Here is a 15065-nt window from a genome sequence, read left to right as displayed (position 1 = left end):
GGGTCAGCAGCCGCCGCAGTTGTAGTACAGGACGTCCCAGTGGTTGCCCTCGTCGGCGTAGATGTTGCCGGAGCCCGACTTGTACTGCGGGGCGCCGTCACCGCGCGGGCCGATGTAGGTGAAGGTGTTCTTGACGTAGTTCGTGATGCAGGTGTTCTTGCCGTAGTCGAGCTTGTATCCGTTCCAGTGCGAATACGTTCCGCTCGCGTGGCCGGTCTCCGTGCCGCCGGTGATGTTGAGACCGCACCCGCTGGCGCTCTTGAGGGTCTGGGCGCCCTGCGCGGTGGCGAGGTTGAGCTGCTCGAAGGACGTGCACGTCGGGTTGGAGCGGTCCGAGCACCCGCCGGACGACGACCAGGTGACACCGGCCGAGCGGAACATCGAGGTCGCGGTGGCATGACTGATCTTGGTGGCGGCGAGGGCGTCCGTCGCCGAGGTGAGGACGCCGAAGCCGGGGGCGATCAGGGCGCCGGTGATGAGCGCGAGCGCGGTGAGCGCGGAACGCGTGCGCATGGGGGTTCCTCCCTGCTGGTGACCGTGCTGACGGTGGGTCGGCTGTGGTGCAGGTGGAGCAAGGAGAGATGGTGCCCGCATCCGCGCTCCCGGGCCAGAGGACAAAGCGGAAGGAGCGGCGGGCGGCTACTTGCCGCGGTGGAGCAGGTCGTCCGCCTGCTTGTCGAGAGCGGGCGCGACGCTGTCGTTGAAGACGCCGAGCAGGTCCTTCGCCACGTCGCCCACCGGCAGCGGGTTCTGCCGGTCCGGAGTCTGGGCCTGCGCCACGCCGGAGAAGGACAGGGCGGCGGCGCCGGTGAGGGCGACGGCGGTCAGTACACGCGTCGTATTGTTCATGGTTTGCCAACGATCGCCCGGTTCGTGGGTCACGCGAGGAGGTAGGGCTGTCGCAGGTGCACCGGGACCTCGCCCGGTGCGGTGTCCAGAGTGAAACCGGCCCGGTGGTGATGCTCGTACACCGACGGGGGCAATGCGTCGCGGGTCCGCTGTTCGCAGGTCCTGCGCCGCTCAACCATGTCGGGGGAGCCCAGCTGGGGCACGCCGACCTTCCGCCACACCTGATCGCCCAGCCCCAGCAGCCACGCCGCCCACTCCACCTGCCCGTCGTCGACGGCCGCGAGAGCGAGGGTGTCGAGGGTTATGGCGATGCCGTAGGCGTCATCGAGGAGCCACTTCGCCTCCAGTGCCGTGCGCAGGGAGGGGATCGCGCGGGCGGGGTGTCCGTCGACCGTGTCGAGCGTGCCGATCACGTAGTGGCCGAAGGAGCGGGCCCAGATGTCCTCGGTGGGCGCGGCGCGGGCGATGACCCGCTCGGCGAGGGCCCGGGCCCGGTCGAGTTCGCCGAGCGCCATGAGGAGATAGCTGTGGGAGGCCATGCAGAGCAGCCCGGCGATCTCCTCGCCCGCGGTCTCGGCGAGGGGGAGGGCCACGGCGAACCGTTCCTGGGCGGGGCCGGTGTCCCCCTGGAGGGTGAGTGCCAGTCCCTGTGCGTAGGTGGCCCACGCCCGGGCGGGCTCGTCGTCGGTGCGCGTGGCCAGCTCCAGGGCCTCGGTGGCCCGCTCAAGCGCGACGCGGTGTTCGCCCTGGCAGGAGGAGACGACGGCGCACACCCACAAGGCCCGCGCTCTGCCGGGCTCGTGCTCCGGGTCCAGGTCCAGGGCGGCGTCGAGGAAGTGCCGTCCTTCGCGGAGGTTGCCGCACGCGAACCAGAAGTAGAACAGGTCGGCCGTCATGTGCAGTGCGGCCGACGTGTCGGTGAGCAGGCAGTGCTGCAGGGCCGCGCGCAGATTGGTGTGCTCGGCGGCCGCCTGCCGGTACACCTCGGGCTGTCGGGGGCCCAGCCAGCTCTCTCCGCCGGTCAGGGCCAGGTGACGGTAGAAGTCCCGGTGCCGCAGCCGCAGTTCGTCCTGCCCGCCGCAGCGTTTCAGCCACTCGGCGCCGTACTCGCGGATCGTGTCCAGCATGCGGTAGCGCCGGGCGCCCGGCGGCCCTTCGCGCAGCACGACGGACTTGTTCACCAGGGAGGCGAGGGTATCGGTCAGGTCGTACCCGAAGAGCGGCTTGATCGTGCAGACGAACTCCATCGCCGTCATCGTGAAGCTGCCCGGGAACACCGAGAGGCGGGCCCACAGCAGCCGTTCGTGCGGGGTGCACCACTCGTGGCTCCAGCCGATGCTGGTGCGCAGTCCCGCATGCCGCGGACGTAGGGCTGTCAGGTCGGTGTCGGACGGGGTGTCCGGCGACAGGAGGTCCAGGCGCTGGGCGAGTTGCCGGTTCAGCTGCCGTGCCGAGGCGGACCGCAGCAGCGGGGCGGCCAGCTCGATGGCGAGGGGGATGCCCTCCAACGCGTCGCAGAGAACGACGAGTTCGTCCGGCTCGTCGTGTGCGGGCACCCGGTTCGGCGAGGGCTCCGCCCGCCCCGCCTGCTCCAGACGTGCCGTGAGCAGGGCGAGCGCGTCGCCGTCGGGGCCGGTCGACATGGGCCCGACCGGCACGACGCTCTCCTGGCGCACCTCCAGCGGAGCCCGGCTCGTGGCCAGGATCCGCAGCCCGGGCAGCGCCGCCAGCAGCGCGCCCGCCAAGGACGCGCACTCGTCCAGCAGGTGCTCGCACGTGTCGAGTACGAGGAGTACGTCCTGGCCCGCGAGGCTCTCGGTCAGGACCGCCACCGAGGAGCGACCGGTCTGGTCCTGCAGCCCGAGCGCGGTGATGACCGCCTGCCCGACGAGCGCACCGTCGCGCACCGACGCCAGATCGACCCACCGGCTCCCGTGCGCCAGACCGGCCCGCGCGGCGACCTGCCACGCCATGCGCGTCTTGCCGACTCCGCCGGGGCCGTGCAGCGTGACCATCCGGTGGGACGCCAACCGGGTACGGGCGGCCTCCACTTCGCGCACGCGCCCCACGAACCCCGAGGGCTCCGCCGGCAACGACCCGCCCGTGTCCAGCCCCTGCACGTCTCGCATCGGTGGCGGAACCCCTCCCGTCCTCGTCACGGGCAGCGTCGCCCGTCACGAGGATGCCTCATGTCGGCGATCAAGACTCGGAAAGCGCGTGGAGACATCCGTTGGTGGGAGGGTTCAGGCCAGGACGGCCGACCGAGGACGGGGCGCCTCACGGGTGCGCCTCGTGGCCGTAGGGCCCGCGGACGGCGTCGGTGGAGGTGTCGCCGCTCCTCGGCCCGAGGAGGGAGGCCAGATGGGCCGCGTTGAGGTAGTGCCGGGGTCGCCAGCGCTCGTGGTCCGGGTGCGCCCGCCACTGCTGGGCGGCCCAGACCAACTGGTTGAAGTCGTGCCCGATGTCGCGCCGCAGGGTCTGGAGCAGGCCGGGCTCCTCGCCGCGTCCCTCGGCGAGTGCCTGGCGCCAGGTCGTGATCTCCTCGGTGAGCCGCATGGCCGTGGACAGCATCGCGCTGGTCAGGGCACGGGCGGCGAAGCGCTCGTCGCTGCCCATCGGCCACCGGCCCTCCAGCTCCGCCAGGCGGGCGCGCAGGAACTCCTGGAGCGGCAGCACGTCGGCCTCGACCAGGTCGTCGGAGTACAAGGGCGTCGGCCTCGGCGTGCGTTCGGCGAGTTCCAGCGCGCGACGGATGTCGTCCTCGGTCGGTTCGTCCTCGGTCGGCTCTCGGGACACGTTCCCGACCTCCTCCCCGGCCCTCCTGGGCAACGTACGCCCGTGCGCCCGCCCCGGCCAGGCACGCGCCGACCTGTCCTCAGAGGTCGAGGACGAGGCGGGGCGAGACGGCGCGGGACACGCAGGGGAACATCCGGCCCTCGGGCGCGCCGATGTCGTCGCGGTGCTCGGGCGTGCCGTCCAGCACGGTGATCTCGCAGCTGCCGCAGATGCCCTCGCGGCAGCCCGCGGGCAGGGGGCGCCCCGACAGGGCGAGGGCATCGAGCAGCGACTCGTCGGCCGGTACGGTGACGGTGTCCCCGGACCGGGCGCAGACCGCCTCGAACGCCGTGTCGGGCCCGAAGGTCCTGGCCACCGGCTGGAAGCGTTCGGCGTGCAGCCGTTCGGCGGGGAACGCCGCCTCGGCCGCCGCCAGCATCGTCGCGGGCCCGCAGCAGTAGACCAGCGCGTCGGCCGGCAGCGTGGCAGCGAGGGCATGGAGGTCCGGCCTGCCGTGCCGCCCGGTCTCCACGATCCGCACCCGGTCCCCGTAGGAGCGGAGCAGGTCGTCGGCGAAGGGCATGGTGGCCGGCGAGGGACCCACGTAGACCAGCGTCGCGGGGGCCCCGGCGGCCGCCGCCGCACGCATCATGGGAAGCAGGGGCGTGATGCCTATGCCGCCGGCGAGGAACAGGTAGCGCGGGGCGGGGACGAGCGGGAAGTGGTTGCGGGGGAGGGAGACCCCGAGGGCGCGGCCCGGGCGCAGGAAGCGGTGGACGTACTCCGAGCCGCCCCGGCTGAGCGGGTCGTACCGGACGGCGACGCGGTAGGCGTCCCGCTCGGCGGGATCCCCGCACAACGAGTACTGCCGGTCCAGCCAGTTGGGCAGGGACAGGTCGATGTGGGCGCCGGGGTCCCACGGGGCGAGGTCACCCGCGGTGGCACGCAGGGTGAGGGCGACGACGTCCTCGGCGACCCGGTCCATGTGCTCGACGACGGTCTGTTGCATCGGTGGTTCCTCTGTGGCTGTGGGGGCGGGTGTCGGTGCGGGCGGGCGGCGCGGTCAGTAGAGCTTGCGGTAGGCGTCCTCCAGGGACGCCTCCAGGAGCTTCGGGTCCACGTCGACACCGAACTGCGCGGCCGCCATCTCGCCCATCGACGGCAGGCCCTCGGCGAGCGCCTGGCTCGCCGGATCCCACAACCGGGAGCGGACCAGCGCCCGCCCGCAGTGGAAGTACACCTCGGCCACCTCGACGACGATCGCCAGGTCCGGCCGCTTGGCCTCGATGCGCATCCGGGCCAGCACGTCGGGCTCGTCTGTGACGTAACCGCTGCCGTTGACGCGCAGCACCTCACGGATGCCGGGGACGAAGAAGCACAGCCCGACGCCGTCGTTCTCCGCGAGGTTGCGGAAGGAGTCGGCGATCTTGTTGCCGGGGCGGTCGGGGAGCGCGAGGGTGCGCTCGTCGAGGACCTTCGCGAAGCCGGGGTAGTCGCCGCGCGGCGAGCAGTCGGCGCGTCCGGCCGCGTCCGCGGTGGCCATCGTCAGGAACGGCGAGTGGGCTATGAAGTGCCGTACATAGTCATCGATACGGTCCTTCACCTTCTCCTTGATCATGGCGTCGGGTTGCCCGAGCCGAGCCAGCACCTCGTGCGGAGAGACCCGTCGGGGGCGTGCGGGGGCATGCGTCATGGTGGCTTCCTCGGACGGACGACGACGGACGACGGTGTGCGGCCGCAGGGGCCTCCCCCGCATCGCCGCAGCTCATGCCAGTATTGTGAGCAATTACTCGGGTCCCCGCTACTCGCATTCACGGGCCCTCTCAGGAGGTGTGATGGCGTCCGACCGACGCGGCCTGCAGCCGCGTAAACAGCCTCGTCAGATCCGGGCGGAGCTGACCCGGCAGCGCATCCTCGACGCGGCTGCTCACGTTTTCGCCGAGTACGGGTACGCGGCGGGGACCACCAACCGGATCGCGGAGCGCGCCCGGGTCTCCATCGGATCGCTGTACCAGTACTACCCGAACAAGGACGCGATCCTGGTCGAGCTGCTGATCCGGCACCTGGACGCGGGGATGGCCGCCATCGACGCGGCCCAGCCGGACCTCGACGGACTGCGGACGCAATCCGTCGGGAGCATCATGCGCTCCTACGTCCGGAGCGTGATCGAGAGCCACCGCGACGACCCGCAGCTGCTCCGCGTGATGATGGAACAGGGCCCCCGCGCCCCGGAGCTGCTGGAGCGCGTGGCACAGAACGAGAGGCGCAGCATCGCCTACGCCCACAGGCTGCTGCGGAACCATCCCGAGGTGCGGGTCGCGGACGTCGACGTCGCCGCCCGGCTCGTCGTCTCCACGGTGGAGACGGTGGTGCACAGGGTGATGGCGGGGCCGGGCGACGTCGACCGGGCGCGGTTCGAGGACGAGCTCGTCACGATGCTCACCCGCTATCTGACGGGTGGCCCGGCCGCGTCGGCTCCGTGAACGACGGTCAGGGGCGGGGCCGGGTGGCGGTGTCGAGGTAGAAGGCGTCGATGCTCTGCACGGCCGTCTCGAACTCCTCCAGGTTGACGGGCTTCGTCACATAGGCGTTGGCGTGACTGCTGTACGCACCGGTCACGTCCTCCGGGGCGGTGGACGTGGTGAGGACGACGACGGGGATGGTCTGCAGGTCCTCGTCCGCCTTGAGGACCTTCAGGAGGTCCCGGCCGTTCATGCGCGGCATGTTGAGGTCGAGGACGATGAGGTCGGGCCGCGGGGTGCCCGGGGTGCGCAGGTGCTCGAGGGCGGCGACGCCGTCGGTGACCTGAACCAGGTTGCGGGCCCCGCGCTCGGAGAGTGCCTCCTCGATGAGCATCGCGTCGGCGACGTCGTCTTCGACCAGCAGGACGTCGAAGGGGCGGGCGGGGGTCGTCATCATGGAACGCTCCGTGCGTTTGTCGGGGGAGTGGTGAAAGAGCCCCGGCCAGCGACGCCGTGCGCCCTGGCGGGTCATGCCGCACGCGGCGCCGATCTGCGGGTAGCCGGCGCCCGCTTCGGCGGCGGCCCCGGCGGCCTCCCGCTGGAGCCGCTCGGTGGCCTGCTGCAACTGGTCGAGCACATGGAGCAGGAGCAGCGCCTGCGCCGGGTCGTCCGATGCCGCCGGGTGCTCGGGTCCGTCGAGGAGTTGCCAGGCGAGGCGTTGCGCGACAGCGCCGACCGCCGAGTCGGCGATGGCGGCCGTCTCCTGCGGAGTGGCTCGCAACTCGAAATTCATGCCTGACATGTGAGGCACTCTAGGTCCCCGTGACTGCTGGCGACAACAAGTGTTGTCAGCCTCTAGAGTATGCGGGCCGCAACCTCAATGCGGCTGTCGCAACTAGGAGTCCAGAGGATGACCGGCGAAGAAGGGCGGCCGCGCGTGGGAGCGCTCTCCACGTGGACGACACGGAGATGGCTCCGTGTCGGGGTGGCCTTGTCCCTGGCGATCCTGACGCTGCTCGGGGCCACGGGAGCGTGGGTCCTTTCGCGCACCGCCACCATCAGCAGAGACCTGGTCGATGTCCGTTCACCCGCGCTGACCACCGCGATCCGCCTGGAAACGGCCATCCTCAACCAGGAGACCGGAATTCGGGGGTACGGGCTCACCGGCACGCCGGAGTTCATCGCGCCCTACCGGCGCGGCCTCGTCGAACAGAAGGCGAGCACGGCCCGCCTCGCCGACCTGCTGGAGGACGACTCCGAGGGCAGGAAGAACCTGTCGGCCGTGCGGGAGGCCGTCGCGGGCTGGCAGGAGAGGTTCGCCCGGCCGGTCGCCGCGGCGCCGCCCGGCGCGCCCTCGTCGCTGGCCTCCGAACGGGCCGCGGAGGGCAAGAAGGCCTTCGACCGGGTGCGGGACGCGCTCGACGTCCAGCAGGAGCGGCTGCGCACCGAACGGGCCCGGGCGAGGGACGACCTGATGGCCACGACCACCCTGCGCAACTGGGTGTTCGTCTCCATCGGGGCCCTCATCCTCCTCCTCACCGCTCTTGTATTCGACGGGTTGCGCCGCGGCATCAACCGGCCGCTGGAGCAACTCGGCGCGGAGGCCCGGACCATCGCCGGGGGAGAGTTCGACCACGCCATCACCCCGACGGGCCCCGCCGACCTGCGCCGGCTCAGCGCCGAGATCGACTTCATGCGCCGGCGACTCGTGCGCGAACTGGCCTACAGCGAGGAGGCGCGCCTGCGCCTGGACGCGCAGGCCGCGGAACTGCAGCGCTCCAACGCGGAACTGGAGCAGTTCGCGTACGTCGCCTCCCACGATCTCCAGGAGCCGCTGCGCAAGGTCTCCAGCTTCACCCAGCTCCTCCAGCGGCGTTACGCGGGACAGCTCGACGCCAGGGCGGACCAGTACATCGACTTCGCGGTCGACGGGGCGAACCGCATGCAGGTCCTCATCAACGACCTGCTCGACTTCTCCCGGGTGGGGCGACTGCACAACGCCCAACAGAGCGTCGACCTCGACACGGTGCTGGACCGCACCCTGTCCACGCTGAGCGTCGCCATCGAGGAGTCCGGCGCGACGGTCACCCACGATCCGCTGCCGACGCTGATCGCCGACCCCACCCAGATGGGCATGCTCTGGCAGAACCTCATCGGCAACGCCGTCAAGTTCCGCCGGGCGGGCACACCGCCGGAGATCCGCGTGACGGCGGAGCGGGAGGGCGACCTGTGGCGCTTCACCGTCGCCGACAACGGCATCGGCATCGAACCGGACTACGCCGAGAAGGTCTTCGTCATCTTCCAGCGGCTGCACACCAAGGACGCCTACAGCGGCAGCGGCATCGGCCTCGCGATGTGCAAGAAGATCGTCGAATTCCACGGCGGCACCATCGCAGTGGACCCGGAGTACACCAAGGGCGCCCGTCTCGTCTTCACCCTGGCGCCCGAGCCCCCGGAAGTCATCGGCCCATCCACCCTGCCGGAAGCCACCCGCGCCGGCGCGGAGCACGCACCATGACCTCAATCGTCTCAGCCGTCCCTGACGAGCAGATGTACCGCGTCCTGCTGATCGAGGACGACCAGGGCGACGCCCTGCTCGTCGAGGAGCTCCTCCACGACACGGGACTGCGGTTCGAGCTGACCACGCGTACGACACTGGCCGAGGCGCGCGCCGAACTGTCCGGCAGCCCCATCGACTGTGTCCTGCTCGACCTGCACCTGCCCGACGTCTCCGGCATCGACGCCGTCACGGCGGTCCGGCACCTGGCACCGCACACCGCGGTGATCGTCCTGACCGGGCTCTCCGAGGCCCAGGCGGGCGCGAACGCGATGGCCGCCGGAGCCCAGGACTACCTGGTCAAGGGCAAGGTCGACGGGGACCTGCTGCACCGGACCGTGCGCTACGCGGTCTACCGCAGCAAGACCGAACGTACGAACGCCGAGGCCCAGGCCGCCCGGCTGCGGGCGGAGGAGAACGCACGCCTGGAGCGCGGCCTGCTGCCCCAGCCCATCCTCGACACCTCGACGGTCAGGGTCACCACGCGCTATCTGCCCGGTGCCGCTTGGGCGCTGCTCGGCGGTGACTTCCTCGACGTCGTGGAGGGCGACGACGGGCTGCTGCACGCCGTCGTGGGCGACGTCAGCGGGCACGGCCCCGACGCCGCCGCACTGGGTGTCTTCCTGCGCATCGCCTGGCGGTCGCTCGTGCTCGGCGGGCATCGCGGCAACGACCTGCTGCACCTGATGGAGCGCATCCTGATCGCCGAGCGCGGCAGCCAGCACCTGTTCGCGACGTGCACGCTCCTGACCCTCGACCAGAGCACCGCCACGGCCACGCTCCACCTGGCGGGGCACCACGAACCCCTGCTCACCACCGGGACGGGCACCCAGGAACTGGCGGCCGCGCACGGCATCGCCCTCGGCGTCGTCCCAGGACTGCGCAGGTGGCCCTCCACCGTCGTCCCGCTCCCGGCGTCCGGCGCCCTGACCCTCTACACCGACGGACTCACCGAGGGACACAACGGGGCCACGGGCGAACGGCTCGGCGTGGACGGGCTGCTCGAACTCATCGGGGGCCTGCCGACGGCGGACCCGGCCGAGCACGTCGACCGCCTCATCGAGGAGACGCACGCACTGAACGCCGGACGGCACTCCGACGACCTCGCGGTGCTGCGGCTGGACTGGGGGAGTGGCGGCACACCCGGCCGGGAGTAGTCGGAGGACCCGGTCCCCCGGGCGCAGCCGCGTGCCCGGCCCGGGGCATCAGAGCGGGGAGTTCTCCGCCAGCTCGATCACCGCGGTGATCCGCTTGCCCACCGGTTCGCGGTGCACCGTGAAGCTCCGGCTCAGTGCCATGACGATCTCCAGACCGTGCTGCCCGATGCGGCTCGGGTCCGGCGGCAGGATCGCAGGCAGCGCGGTGCTGCTGTCCCACACGCTGATCTCGACGGCGCCGGACCGCACGTCCAGGGTCAGCAGCGAAGGTCCGGGCGCGTACTTGCGGGCGTTGGTCACCATCTCGCTGACCACCAACTGCACCGTGCCCATCGCCCCGACCGAGACCGGCAGCCCGTGCACGGCCTGCACGTCCGTCAGAAACCTGCGGGCCAGATCACGGGCGGCGCCGATCTCCCCGCTCTCCTCGAAGGCCGCGGACACCGACAGGAACTCGCCCACCGACGATCGCTGGTCGCTCATACCCGCCGTCCGGCCGCGGTCCGCCTTGCCCACCAAACACTCCTGTTTCACAACGCCCGTCTACCCAGAAAAATCCGGAGCATCATCCCCGACACGACCGGATTTTGCCGTGCCCGCGCCCCGCCCGTCGACCGCGGTGCACGCCGGAGCGGGGCCAAACGGTGGCACCGTGGGTGTTTCGGCTGTTCAGGGGGCACACGTTGCGCCATGAACGACATGGCAGACACGTCGACGGAGCCCGGCACCCCGCTCCGGCGGACCCTCACCACCACGCTCCTTTACTTCTTCATCCTCGGCGACGTCCTGGGCGCCGGGGTCTACGTGCTGGTGGGGCAGGTCGCCGCGGAGTCCGGCCCCGCGGTGTGGCTGCCGCTCGCCGTGGCTCTGGGGCTCGCCCTGCTGACCGCCGCGTCCTACGCGGAGCTGGCCACCCGCTTCCCGCGCGCCGGAGGCGCCTCCCACTACGCCACGCTCGCGTACGGGCCCTTCGTGGGGTTCCTCGCCGGCTTCTGCATGCTCGCGGCCGGCGTCGTCTCGGTGGGGGCGCTGGCGCGCGGGTTCGCGGGAGACTATCTGGCCGAATTCGTCTCCCTGCCCGTCGCCCTGGTCGCGGTCGTGTTCCTGGGCGCCCTCGCGCTCCTCAATCTGCGCGGCATCAGCGAATCCACCCGGGCCAACGCCGTCGCCACCGTCATCGAGGTCGGCGGACTCGTCCTCGTCATCGGGCTCGGCGCATGGGTCCTGGCCCGCGGCGACGGTGACATCGGCCGCCTCGCCGACGTCGGTACGGAAGGCAGCGGCCCCACCGCGGCCGTGCTGAGCGGCGCCGTCCTCGCCTACTACTCCTTCGTCGGCTTCGAGACGTCCGTCAACGTGGCGGAGGAGACCCGCGACCCGCGCCGCTCCTACCCCCGCGCCCTGTTCGGCGCCCTGATCACCGCCGGACTGGTGTACGTCCTGGTCGGCTGCGTCGCCGCGGCGGCCGTGCCCACGCAGACCCTGGTGGACAGCAGCGGCCCGCTGCTCGAAGTCGTCAAGGAGGCCGGCGGCGTACCGCCACGCGTGTTCAGCGTCGTGGCCCTGGTCGCCGTGGCCAACGGCGCGCTGCTCACGGGCATCATGACCTCACGCCTCACCTTCGGCATGGCACGCGACGGTCTGCTGCCCCGCGCCCTGACCCGCGTGCTGCCCGGACGCCGCACCCCGTGGGCCGCGATCGCCGCGACGACCGCGCTCTCCCTGCTCCTCGCCCTGACGGGCAGCGTCGCCACGCTCGCCTCCACGCTGGTGCTCCTGCTCTTGGTCGTCTTCTTCATCGTGAACACGGCCGCGCTCGTCCTGCGGCGCACGCACCCCGGCCACGGGGAGACCGGCCGCGACCACTTCCGGGCCCCCGCCGTCGTGCCCGTGCTCGGCGCCCTGTCCTGCGTGGTCCTCGCGACACAGGTCGAGGCGGAGGTGTGGCTTCGGGGGCTGATCGTGTTCGCCGTCGGCTGCGTACTCGCCACCTGTGTCACCCTGCGCCGCCGATCGAGGAAGCAGGAGTAGCGCGCGGTCTCAGCCGTGCATACGGGCGCCCTTCAGCACCTTGTCGACCGCGTTGCGGGGGCCGTACACCGCCATGCCCACCACATCCAGCTGATCCGCGGGCACGGCCCGCACCGCGGCGCGGTTGTCCCGGTCGTTGCCGGTGGCGAAGAGGTCGGAGGTGAAGACCGACCGGGGCAGATCACGGCTCAGCGCACGGCGGTGCGCCGCCGTCACCACCTCCTTCGTTCCTTCGAAGACCATGACCGGCTGGCGGAACATCGGCAGGTACGGGGTGCCGTCGGCGTCCGCGTACGGCTCGCCGACCACCTCCGGGTTCCGGGTGCCCAGGCCGCTGACCAGGAACGCGGTGACGTTCAGCCGCTGCCAGGTCTCCAGGTCGTCGCGCAGCACCACGGCGATCTTGGTGTCGAAACGGACGGGTGCGTTCTGTGTGTCGGTGTTCGTCGTCATGCGGACCAGGCTGCCGACAGCACCGCGCGCGCGTCTTGTACGTTATTAGCGTGCCGTCGTCGCAGCAGGTCACAGCGTGGCGCCCGCGGGTCCCGGGCGTCGTGGAGGTCTTCCACGCCCACTTCACCGAGCACGCGTACCCGATGCACGTGCACGACGTATGGACGCTGCTCATCGTCGACGACGGCGCGGTCCGCTACGACCTGAACCGACGCGAGCGCGGCACCCCGGGCGACACCGTGTCCCTGCTGCCGCCGCAGGTGCCCCACAACGGTTCCCCCGCCACGGCGCACGGCTTCCGCAAACGCGTGGTGTACCTGGACGCGCCCGTTCTCGACGCGAGCCTCATCGGCCCCGCGGTGGACGACCCGGACATCACCGATCCGCTGCTGCGCCGCCGTATCGGCCAGCTGCACGGCGCTCTGGGCCGGCCCGGCGACGAGCTGGAGGCGGAGAGCAGGCTGGCCCTCGTCGGCGAGCGGCTCCGCGGGCACCTGCGGCCCCGTGCCCGGCTCCCCGTCCCGGAGCCGGGCCGGGGAGTGGCGCACAACCTGCGGGAGCTGCTCGACGCGCGCGTACTGGACGGCGTGACGCTGGGGGAGGCCGCGGAGGAAGTGCGGGCGCACCCCACCCACCTGGTGCGCGCGTTCAGCGCGGCCTTCGGCATCGCCCCGCACCAGTACCTGATGGCGCGCAGGGTCGAGCGTGCACGGCGGCTCCTCCTCGACGGCAGGCCGCCCGCGGCGGTGGCGACGGAGGTCGGCTTCTACGACCAGGCCCACCTGAACCGGCACTTCAAACGTGTCGTGGGCGTGCCGCCCGGCCGCTACGCCTCGGCTACGACGAAGCGCGCCCCGTCGGGATCACTGAGGACGGTCTCCGTCGACCCGGGCCCGCCCTGAAGGACCGTCCCGCCGTGCGCCTGCGCCGCCTCGGCGCACGCCGCCACGTCGGCGACCGTGAAGTGGACCTGCCAGTGCGGCCGGATCGCGGGGTCGGGGGCGGACTCCACCGCGCCCGAGTGGATGCGGGCCACCACGTCGCCCTGGTTGCGCAGCACGACCTTCTCGTCCTCGTAGTGGACCTCGCAGCAGCCCGCCTCGGACGCCCAGTCGAGCACTTCCGCGTAGAAGATGGCCGCGTCGAAGGCGTTGCGGGTGTAGAGCTCCACGAAGACCGGGGCCGCACGGCGCCACTGCTCCCAGTTGTTCACGAGCTGGCCCTCCCAGACGCCGAAGGCGGCGCCGTCACGGTCGGCAAGGAGCGCGGCCCGTCCGGGCGGGAAGGAGATGGGGCCCACGGCGGTCGTCCCGCCCCGCTCCTGGCTGCGGGCGACGGTCTCGTTCGCGTCGGCCGTGGCGAAGAAGGGGGTCCACGCCACCGGCGCGAGACCCATGGCCTCCACGACGGAGACGCCCGCCACCGGAAGCCCGTCCACGCTCGCGAACCTGTACTGATCGCCCAGCTTGCCGATGCGCCAGTCCCACCCCAGCACGGCGTGGTAGAACTCCTGCGCGGCGAGCAGATCGCGGGTGGTCAGGCTCACCCAGCAGGGCGCGCCGGCCACCGAGCCGCTGGCGACACGCTCCTCGGCAGGTGTCTCATAGCTGTTCATCTTTGTACCGTTCTGAGGTCGACCGGGCTGGTGTGTCCCTTCGGCTTCATCATCCCCACGGTCGGGCCCCGCGTCGCGCTGTGCCGGGTCAGACCTGCGCGACCAGCATCCACACGACGCCTGCCAGGAAGATCACCCCGATCGCCCGTTCCATCGCGTACCCCTTGGCGGTGGGTTCCGTCGCGTCGGGATCCTTCACCCAGCCCCGCTGGAGGTTCCTGTTGACCTTCCACAAGAGTTGCGGGCGTACCACCTGCACCAATCCCATGATCAGGAAGAGGCACAGCAGCGGGACGACGGCTGGATTTCCATCAGAAGCGGCTTGAACTACCCCATCGTGATTCATGGGGTCCGACTGCCCCGCCATCGACACGGAAAACGGTTCGGCCGGGCGTGCCGGGTGTGTGACGCGGAGGGGCCCTGGGTACCCGGGGACACCGCCGCCCCGAGTCGGTCCCATGGCGGTACGCGCGACAGTGTGCGCAGCCTGGGAGAGAACACGTACTCGATGTCCACCACGTGGCGGCCACCACCTCGTGGTCCGCCTCCTCGTAGAAAGAATCGTGATGCGCGCCCTGTCGTTGGTCTGCACCCTGAACTCGTCCCCCACGCCCTCCAGCAGCCAGCTGCTCTCGGACCAGGTGATGCGCGAGCTCGAAAAGCTCGACGTCACGACGGAGACGGTCCGCGTGGCCGACCACAACGTGCTCACCGGGATGGGCATCGACCTGGGGGACGGCGACGACTGGCCCGCCCTGCGGGAGAAGGTCCTCCAGGCCGACATCCTCCTGATCGCCACCCCCATCTGGCTGGGGCACCCCTCCAGCGTCTGTCAGCTCGTCCTCGAACGGCTCAACATGGAGTCGTCGGAAACCGACGACCAGGGCCGCCCGCTCGTCTTCGGCAAGGTCGCCGCCGTCGCCGTCGTCGGCAACGAGGACGGGGCCCACAAGGTCAGCGCCGACGTGTTCCAAGGACTGAACGACATCGGGTTCTCCCTGGCGCCCAATGCCGTCACCTACTGGGTCGGGGAAGCACAGCACGGCACCGACTACAAGGATCTGGACGAGACCCCCGAGGAAGTCGCGGACACCACGCACAGCCTCGCCGTCAACGCGGTGCACCTCGCCAAGCTGCTCAACGACAGCCCGTACCCGGCCGGCTGA

The 15065-nt window shown here is 71.3% G+C and carries 17 protein-coding genes; 6 read left to right on the top strand and 11 right to left on the bottom strand.

Annotation, left to right across the window (positions count from 1 at the left end; genetic code table 11):
- Positions 1 to 3: 3 nt before the first annotated feature.
- The 6 genes from DEJ48_RS01765 to DEJ48_RS01740 form a co-directional block, all read right to left on the bottom strand.
- The gene (locus DEJ48_RS01765) at positions 4 to 513 is read right to left on the bottom strand and encodes a hypothetical protein (protein WP_150213815.1); all 510 of its coding nucleotides are present in this window, start codon (positions 511 to 513) and stop codon (positions 4 to 6) included.
- A 126-nt stretch (positions 514 to 639) separates the two neighbouring features.
- Complete coding sequence (locus tag DEJ48_RS01760) at positions 640 to 849, bottom strand: hypothetical protein (protein ID WP_150213813.1); 210 nt, start codon at positions 847 to 849, stop codon at positions 640 to 642.
- 29 nt (positions 850 to 878) lie between these two features.
- Positions 879 to 2978, bottom strand: coding sequence for an ATP-binding protein (locus DEJ48_RS01755; RefSeq protein WP_150213811.1), 2100 nt, complete (start codon positions 2976 to 2978; stop codon positions 879 to 881).
- Positions 2979 to 3126: 148 nt separating this feature from the next.
- Positions 3127 to 3645, bottom strand: a complete 519-nt coding sequence (locus DEJ48_RS01750) for a hypothetical protein (RefSeq protein ID WP_150213810.1) — start codon at positions 3643 to 3645, stop codon at positions 3127 to 3129.
- 79 nt (positions 3646 to 3724) lie between these two features.
- On the bottom strand, positions 3725 to 4633 hold the full coding sequence (locus DEJ48_RS01745) for a PDR/VanB family oxidoreductase (protein WP_150213808.1): 909 nt from the start codon (positions 4631 to 4633) through the stop codon (positions 3725 to 3727).
- A gap of 54 nt (positions 4634 to 4687) precedes the next feature.
- Positions 4688 to 5317, bottom strand: a complete 630-nt coding sequence (locus tag DEJ48_RS01740) for an MSMEG_1061 family FMN-dependent PPOX-type flavoprotein (protein ID WP_190537131.1) — start codon at positions 5315 to 5317, stop codon at positions 4688 to 4690.
- 142 nt (positions 5318 to 5459) lie between these two features.
- Here DEJ48_RS01740 and DEJ48_RS01735 point away from each other — a divergent pair, with 142 nt between their 5' ends.
- Complete coding sequence (locus tag DEJ48_RS01735; protein WP_150213806.1) at positions 5460 to 6107, top strand: TetR/AcrR family transcriptional regulator; 648 nt, start codon at positions 5460 to 5462, stop codon at positions 6105 to 6107.
- 7 nt (positions 6108 to 6114) lie between these two features.
- Here DEJ48_RS01735 and DEJ48_RS01730 read toward each other — a convergent pair whose 3' ends face one another.
- The gene (locus DEJ48_RS01730) at positions 6115 to 6888 is read right to left on the bottom strand and encodes a response regulator (RefSeq protein WP_190537129.1); all 774 of its coding nucleotides are present in this window, start codon (positions 6886 to 6888) and stop codon (positions 6115 to 6117) included.
- A gap of 108 nt (positions 6889 to 6996) precedes the next feature.
- On the opposite strand from DEJ48_RS01730, the gene DEJ48_RS01725 reads away from it, so the two are divergent.
- Positions 6997 to 8604: a sensor histidine kinase gene (locus tag DEJ48_RS01725; RefSeq protein WP_150213804.1), complete on the top strand. Its 1608-nt coding sequence runs from the start codon at positions 6997 to 6999 to the stop codon at positions 8602 to 8604.
- Positions 8601 to 9800, top strand: a complete 1200-nt coding sequence (locus tag DEJ48_RS01720) for a PP2C family protein-serine/threonine phosphatase (protein ID WP_150213802.1) — start codon at positions 8601 to 8603, stop codon at positions 9798 to 9800. The genes DEJ48_RS01725 and DEJ48_RS01720 overlap by 4 nt, the downstream gene beginning before the upstream one ends.
- A gap of 48 nt (positions 9801 to 9848) precedes the next feature.
- Here the strand turns inward: DEJ48_RS01720 and DEJ48_RS01715 are convergent, their stop codons facing one another.
- Positions 9849 to 10283, bottom strand: coding sequence for an ATP-binding protein (locus DEJ48_RS01715; protein ID WP_150213800.1), 435 nt, complete (start codon positions 10281 to 10283; stop codon positions 9849 to 9851).
- Positions 10284 to 10499: 216 nt separating this feature from the next.
- On the opposite strand from DEJ48_RS01715, the gene DEJ48_RS01710 reads away from it, so the two are divergent.
- Complete coding sequence (locus tag DEJ48_RS01710) at positions 10500 to 11831, top strand: APC family permease (RefSeq protein ID WP_223832415.1); 1332 nt, start codon at positions 10500 to 10502, stop codon at positions 11829 to 11831.
- A gap of 9 nt (positions 11832 to 11840) precedes the next feature.
- Here the strand turns inward: DEJ48_RS01710 and DEJ48_RS01705 are convergent, their stop codons facing one another.
- Positions 11841 to 12284: a DUF2000 domain-containing protein gene (locus DEJ48_RS01705; protein WP_150213795.1), complete on the bottom strand. Its 444-nt coding sequence runs from the start codon at positions 12282 to 12284 to the stop codon at positions 11841 to 11843.
- A gap of 50 nt (positions 12285 to 12334) precedes the next feature.
- Between DEJ48_RS01705 and DEJ48_RS01700 the strand changes: the two genes are divergently transcribed.
- Entirely contained in the window at positions 12335 to 13186 is an 852-nt protein-coding gene (locus tag DEJ48_RS01700) for a helix-turn-helix domain-containing protein (RefSeq protein ID WP_150213794.1), read from the top strand.
- On the opposite strand, the gene DEJ48_RS01695 is transcribed toward DEJ48_RS01700, so the two are convergent.
- Positions 13111 to 13899 (bottom strand): VOC family protein, encoded by a 789-nt coding sequence (locus DEJ48_RS01695; RefSeq protein ID WP_150213792.1) that lies wholly within the window; start codon positions 13897 to 13899, stop codon positions 13111 to 13113. The genes DEJ48_RS01700 and DEJ48_RS01695 overlap by 76 nt on opposite strands.
- Positions 13900 to 13987: 88 nt before the next feature.
- Complete coding sequence (locus DEJ48_RS01690; protein ID WP_150213790.1) at positions 13988 to 14245, bottom strand: DUF6199 family natural product biosynthesis protein; 258 nt, start codon at positions 14243 to 14245, stop codon at positions 13988 to 13990.
- 220 nt (positions 14246 to 14465) lie between these two features.
- Here DEJ48_RS01690 and DEJ48_RS01685 point away from each other — a divergent pair, with 220 nt between their 5' ends.
- Positions 14466 to 15065: a flavodoxin family protein gene (locus DEJ48_RS01685; RefSeq protein ID WP_150213788.1), complete on the top strand. Its 600-nt coding sequence runs from the start codon at positions 14466 to 14468 to the stop codon at positions 15063 to 15065.

This window comes from Streptomyces venezuelae, from assembly GCF_008642315.1.
GTDB classification, from domain to species: Bacteria; Actinomycetota; Actinomycetes; order Streptomycetales; family Streptomycetaceae; genus Streptomyces; species Streptomyces venezuelae_D.
Note: the sequence above shows the minus strand (reverse complement) of the source record. Positions and strands in the feature narration are given on the sequence as shown.

Excerpts from the sequence above, each read along its gene's own strand:
- DEJ48_RS01765 (WP_150213815.1), bottom strand. The coding sequence starts at position 513 with ATGCGCACGCGTTCCGCGCTCACCGCGCTCGCGCTCATCACCGGCGCC.
- DEJ48_RS01760 (WP_150213813.1), bottom strand. The coding sequence starts at position 849 with ATGAACAATACGACGCGTGTACTGACCGCCGTCGCCCTCACCGGCGCC.
- DEJ48_RS01755 (WP_150213811.1), bottom strand. The coding sequence starts at position 2,978 with ATGCGAGACGTGCAGGGGCTGGACACGGGCGGGTCGTTGCCGGCGGAG.
- DEJ48_RS01745 (WP_150213808.1), bottom strand. The coding sequence starts at position 4,633 with ATGCAACAGACCGTCGTCGAGCACATGGACCGGGTCGCCGAGGACGTC.
- DEJ48_RS01740 (WP_190537131.1), bottom strand. The coding sequence starts at position 5,317 with ATGACGCATGCCCCCGCACGCCCCCGACGGGTCTCTCCGCACGAGGTG.
- DEJ48_RS01735 (WP_150213806.1), top strand. The coding sequence starts at position 5,460 with ATGGCGTCCGACCGACGCGGCCTGCAGCCGCGTAAACAGCCTCGTCAG.
- DEJ48_RS01730 (WP_190537129.1), bottom strand. The coding sequence starts at position 6,888 with ATGTCAGGCATGAATTTCGAGTTGCGAGCCACTCCGCAGGAGACGGCC.
- DEJ48_RS01725 (WP_150213804.1), top strand. The coding sequence starts at position 6,997 with ATGACCGGCGAAGAAGGGCGGCCGCGCGTGGGAGCGCTCTCCACGTGG.
- DEJ48_RS01720 (WP_150213802.1), top strand. The coding sequence starts at position 8,601 with ATGACCTCAATCGTCTCAGCCGTCCCTGACGAGCAGATGTACCGCGTC.
- DEJ48_RS01715 (WP_150213800.1), bottom strand. The coding sequence starts at position 10,283 with ATGAGCGACCAGCGATCGTCGGTGGGCGAGTTCCTGTCGGTGTCCGCG.
- DEJ48_RS01710 (WP_223832415.1), top strand. The coding sequence starts at position 10,500 with ATGGCAGACACGTCGACGGAGCCCGGCACCCCGCTCCGGCGGACCCTC.
- DEJ48_RS01705 (WP_150213795.1), bottom strand. The coding sequence starts at position 12,284 with ATGACGACGAACACCGACACACAGAACGCACCCGTCCGTTTCGACACC.
- DEJ48_RS01695 (WP_150213792.1), bottom strand. The coding sequence starts at position 13,899 with ATGAACAGCTATGAGACACCTGCCGAGGAGCGTGTCGCCAGCGGCTCG.
- DEJ48_RS01690 (WP_150213790.1), bottom strand. The coding sequence starts at position 14,245 with ATGAATCACGATGGGGTAGTTCAAGCCGCTTCTGATGGAAATCCAGCC.
- DEJ48_RS01685 (WP_150213788.1), top strand. The coding sequence starts at position 14,466 with ATGCGCGCCCTGTCGTTGGTCTGCACCCTGAACTCGTCCCCCACGCCC.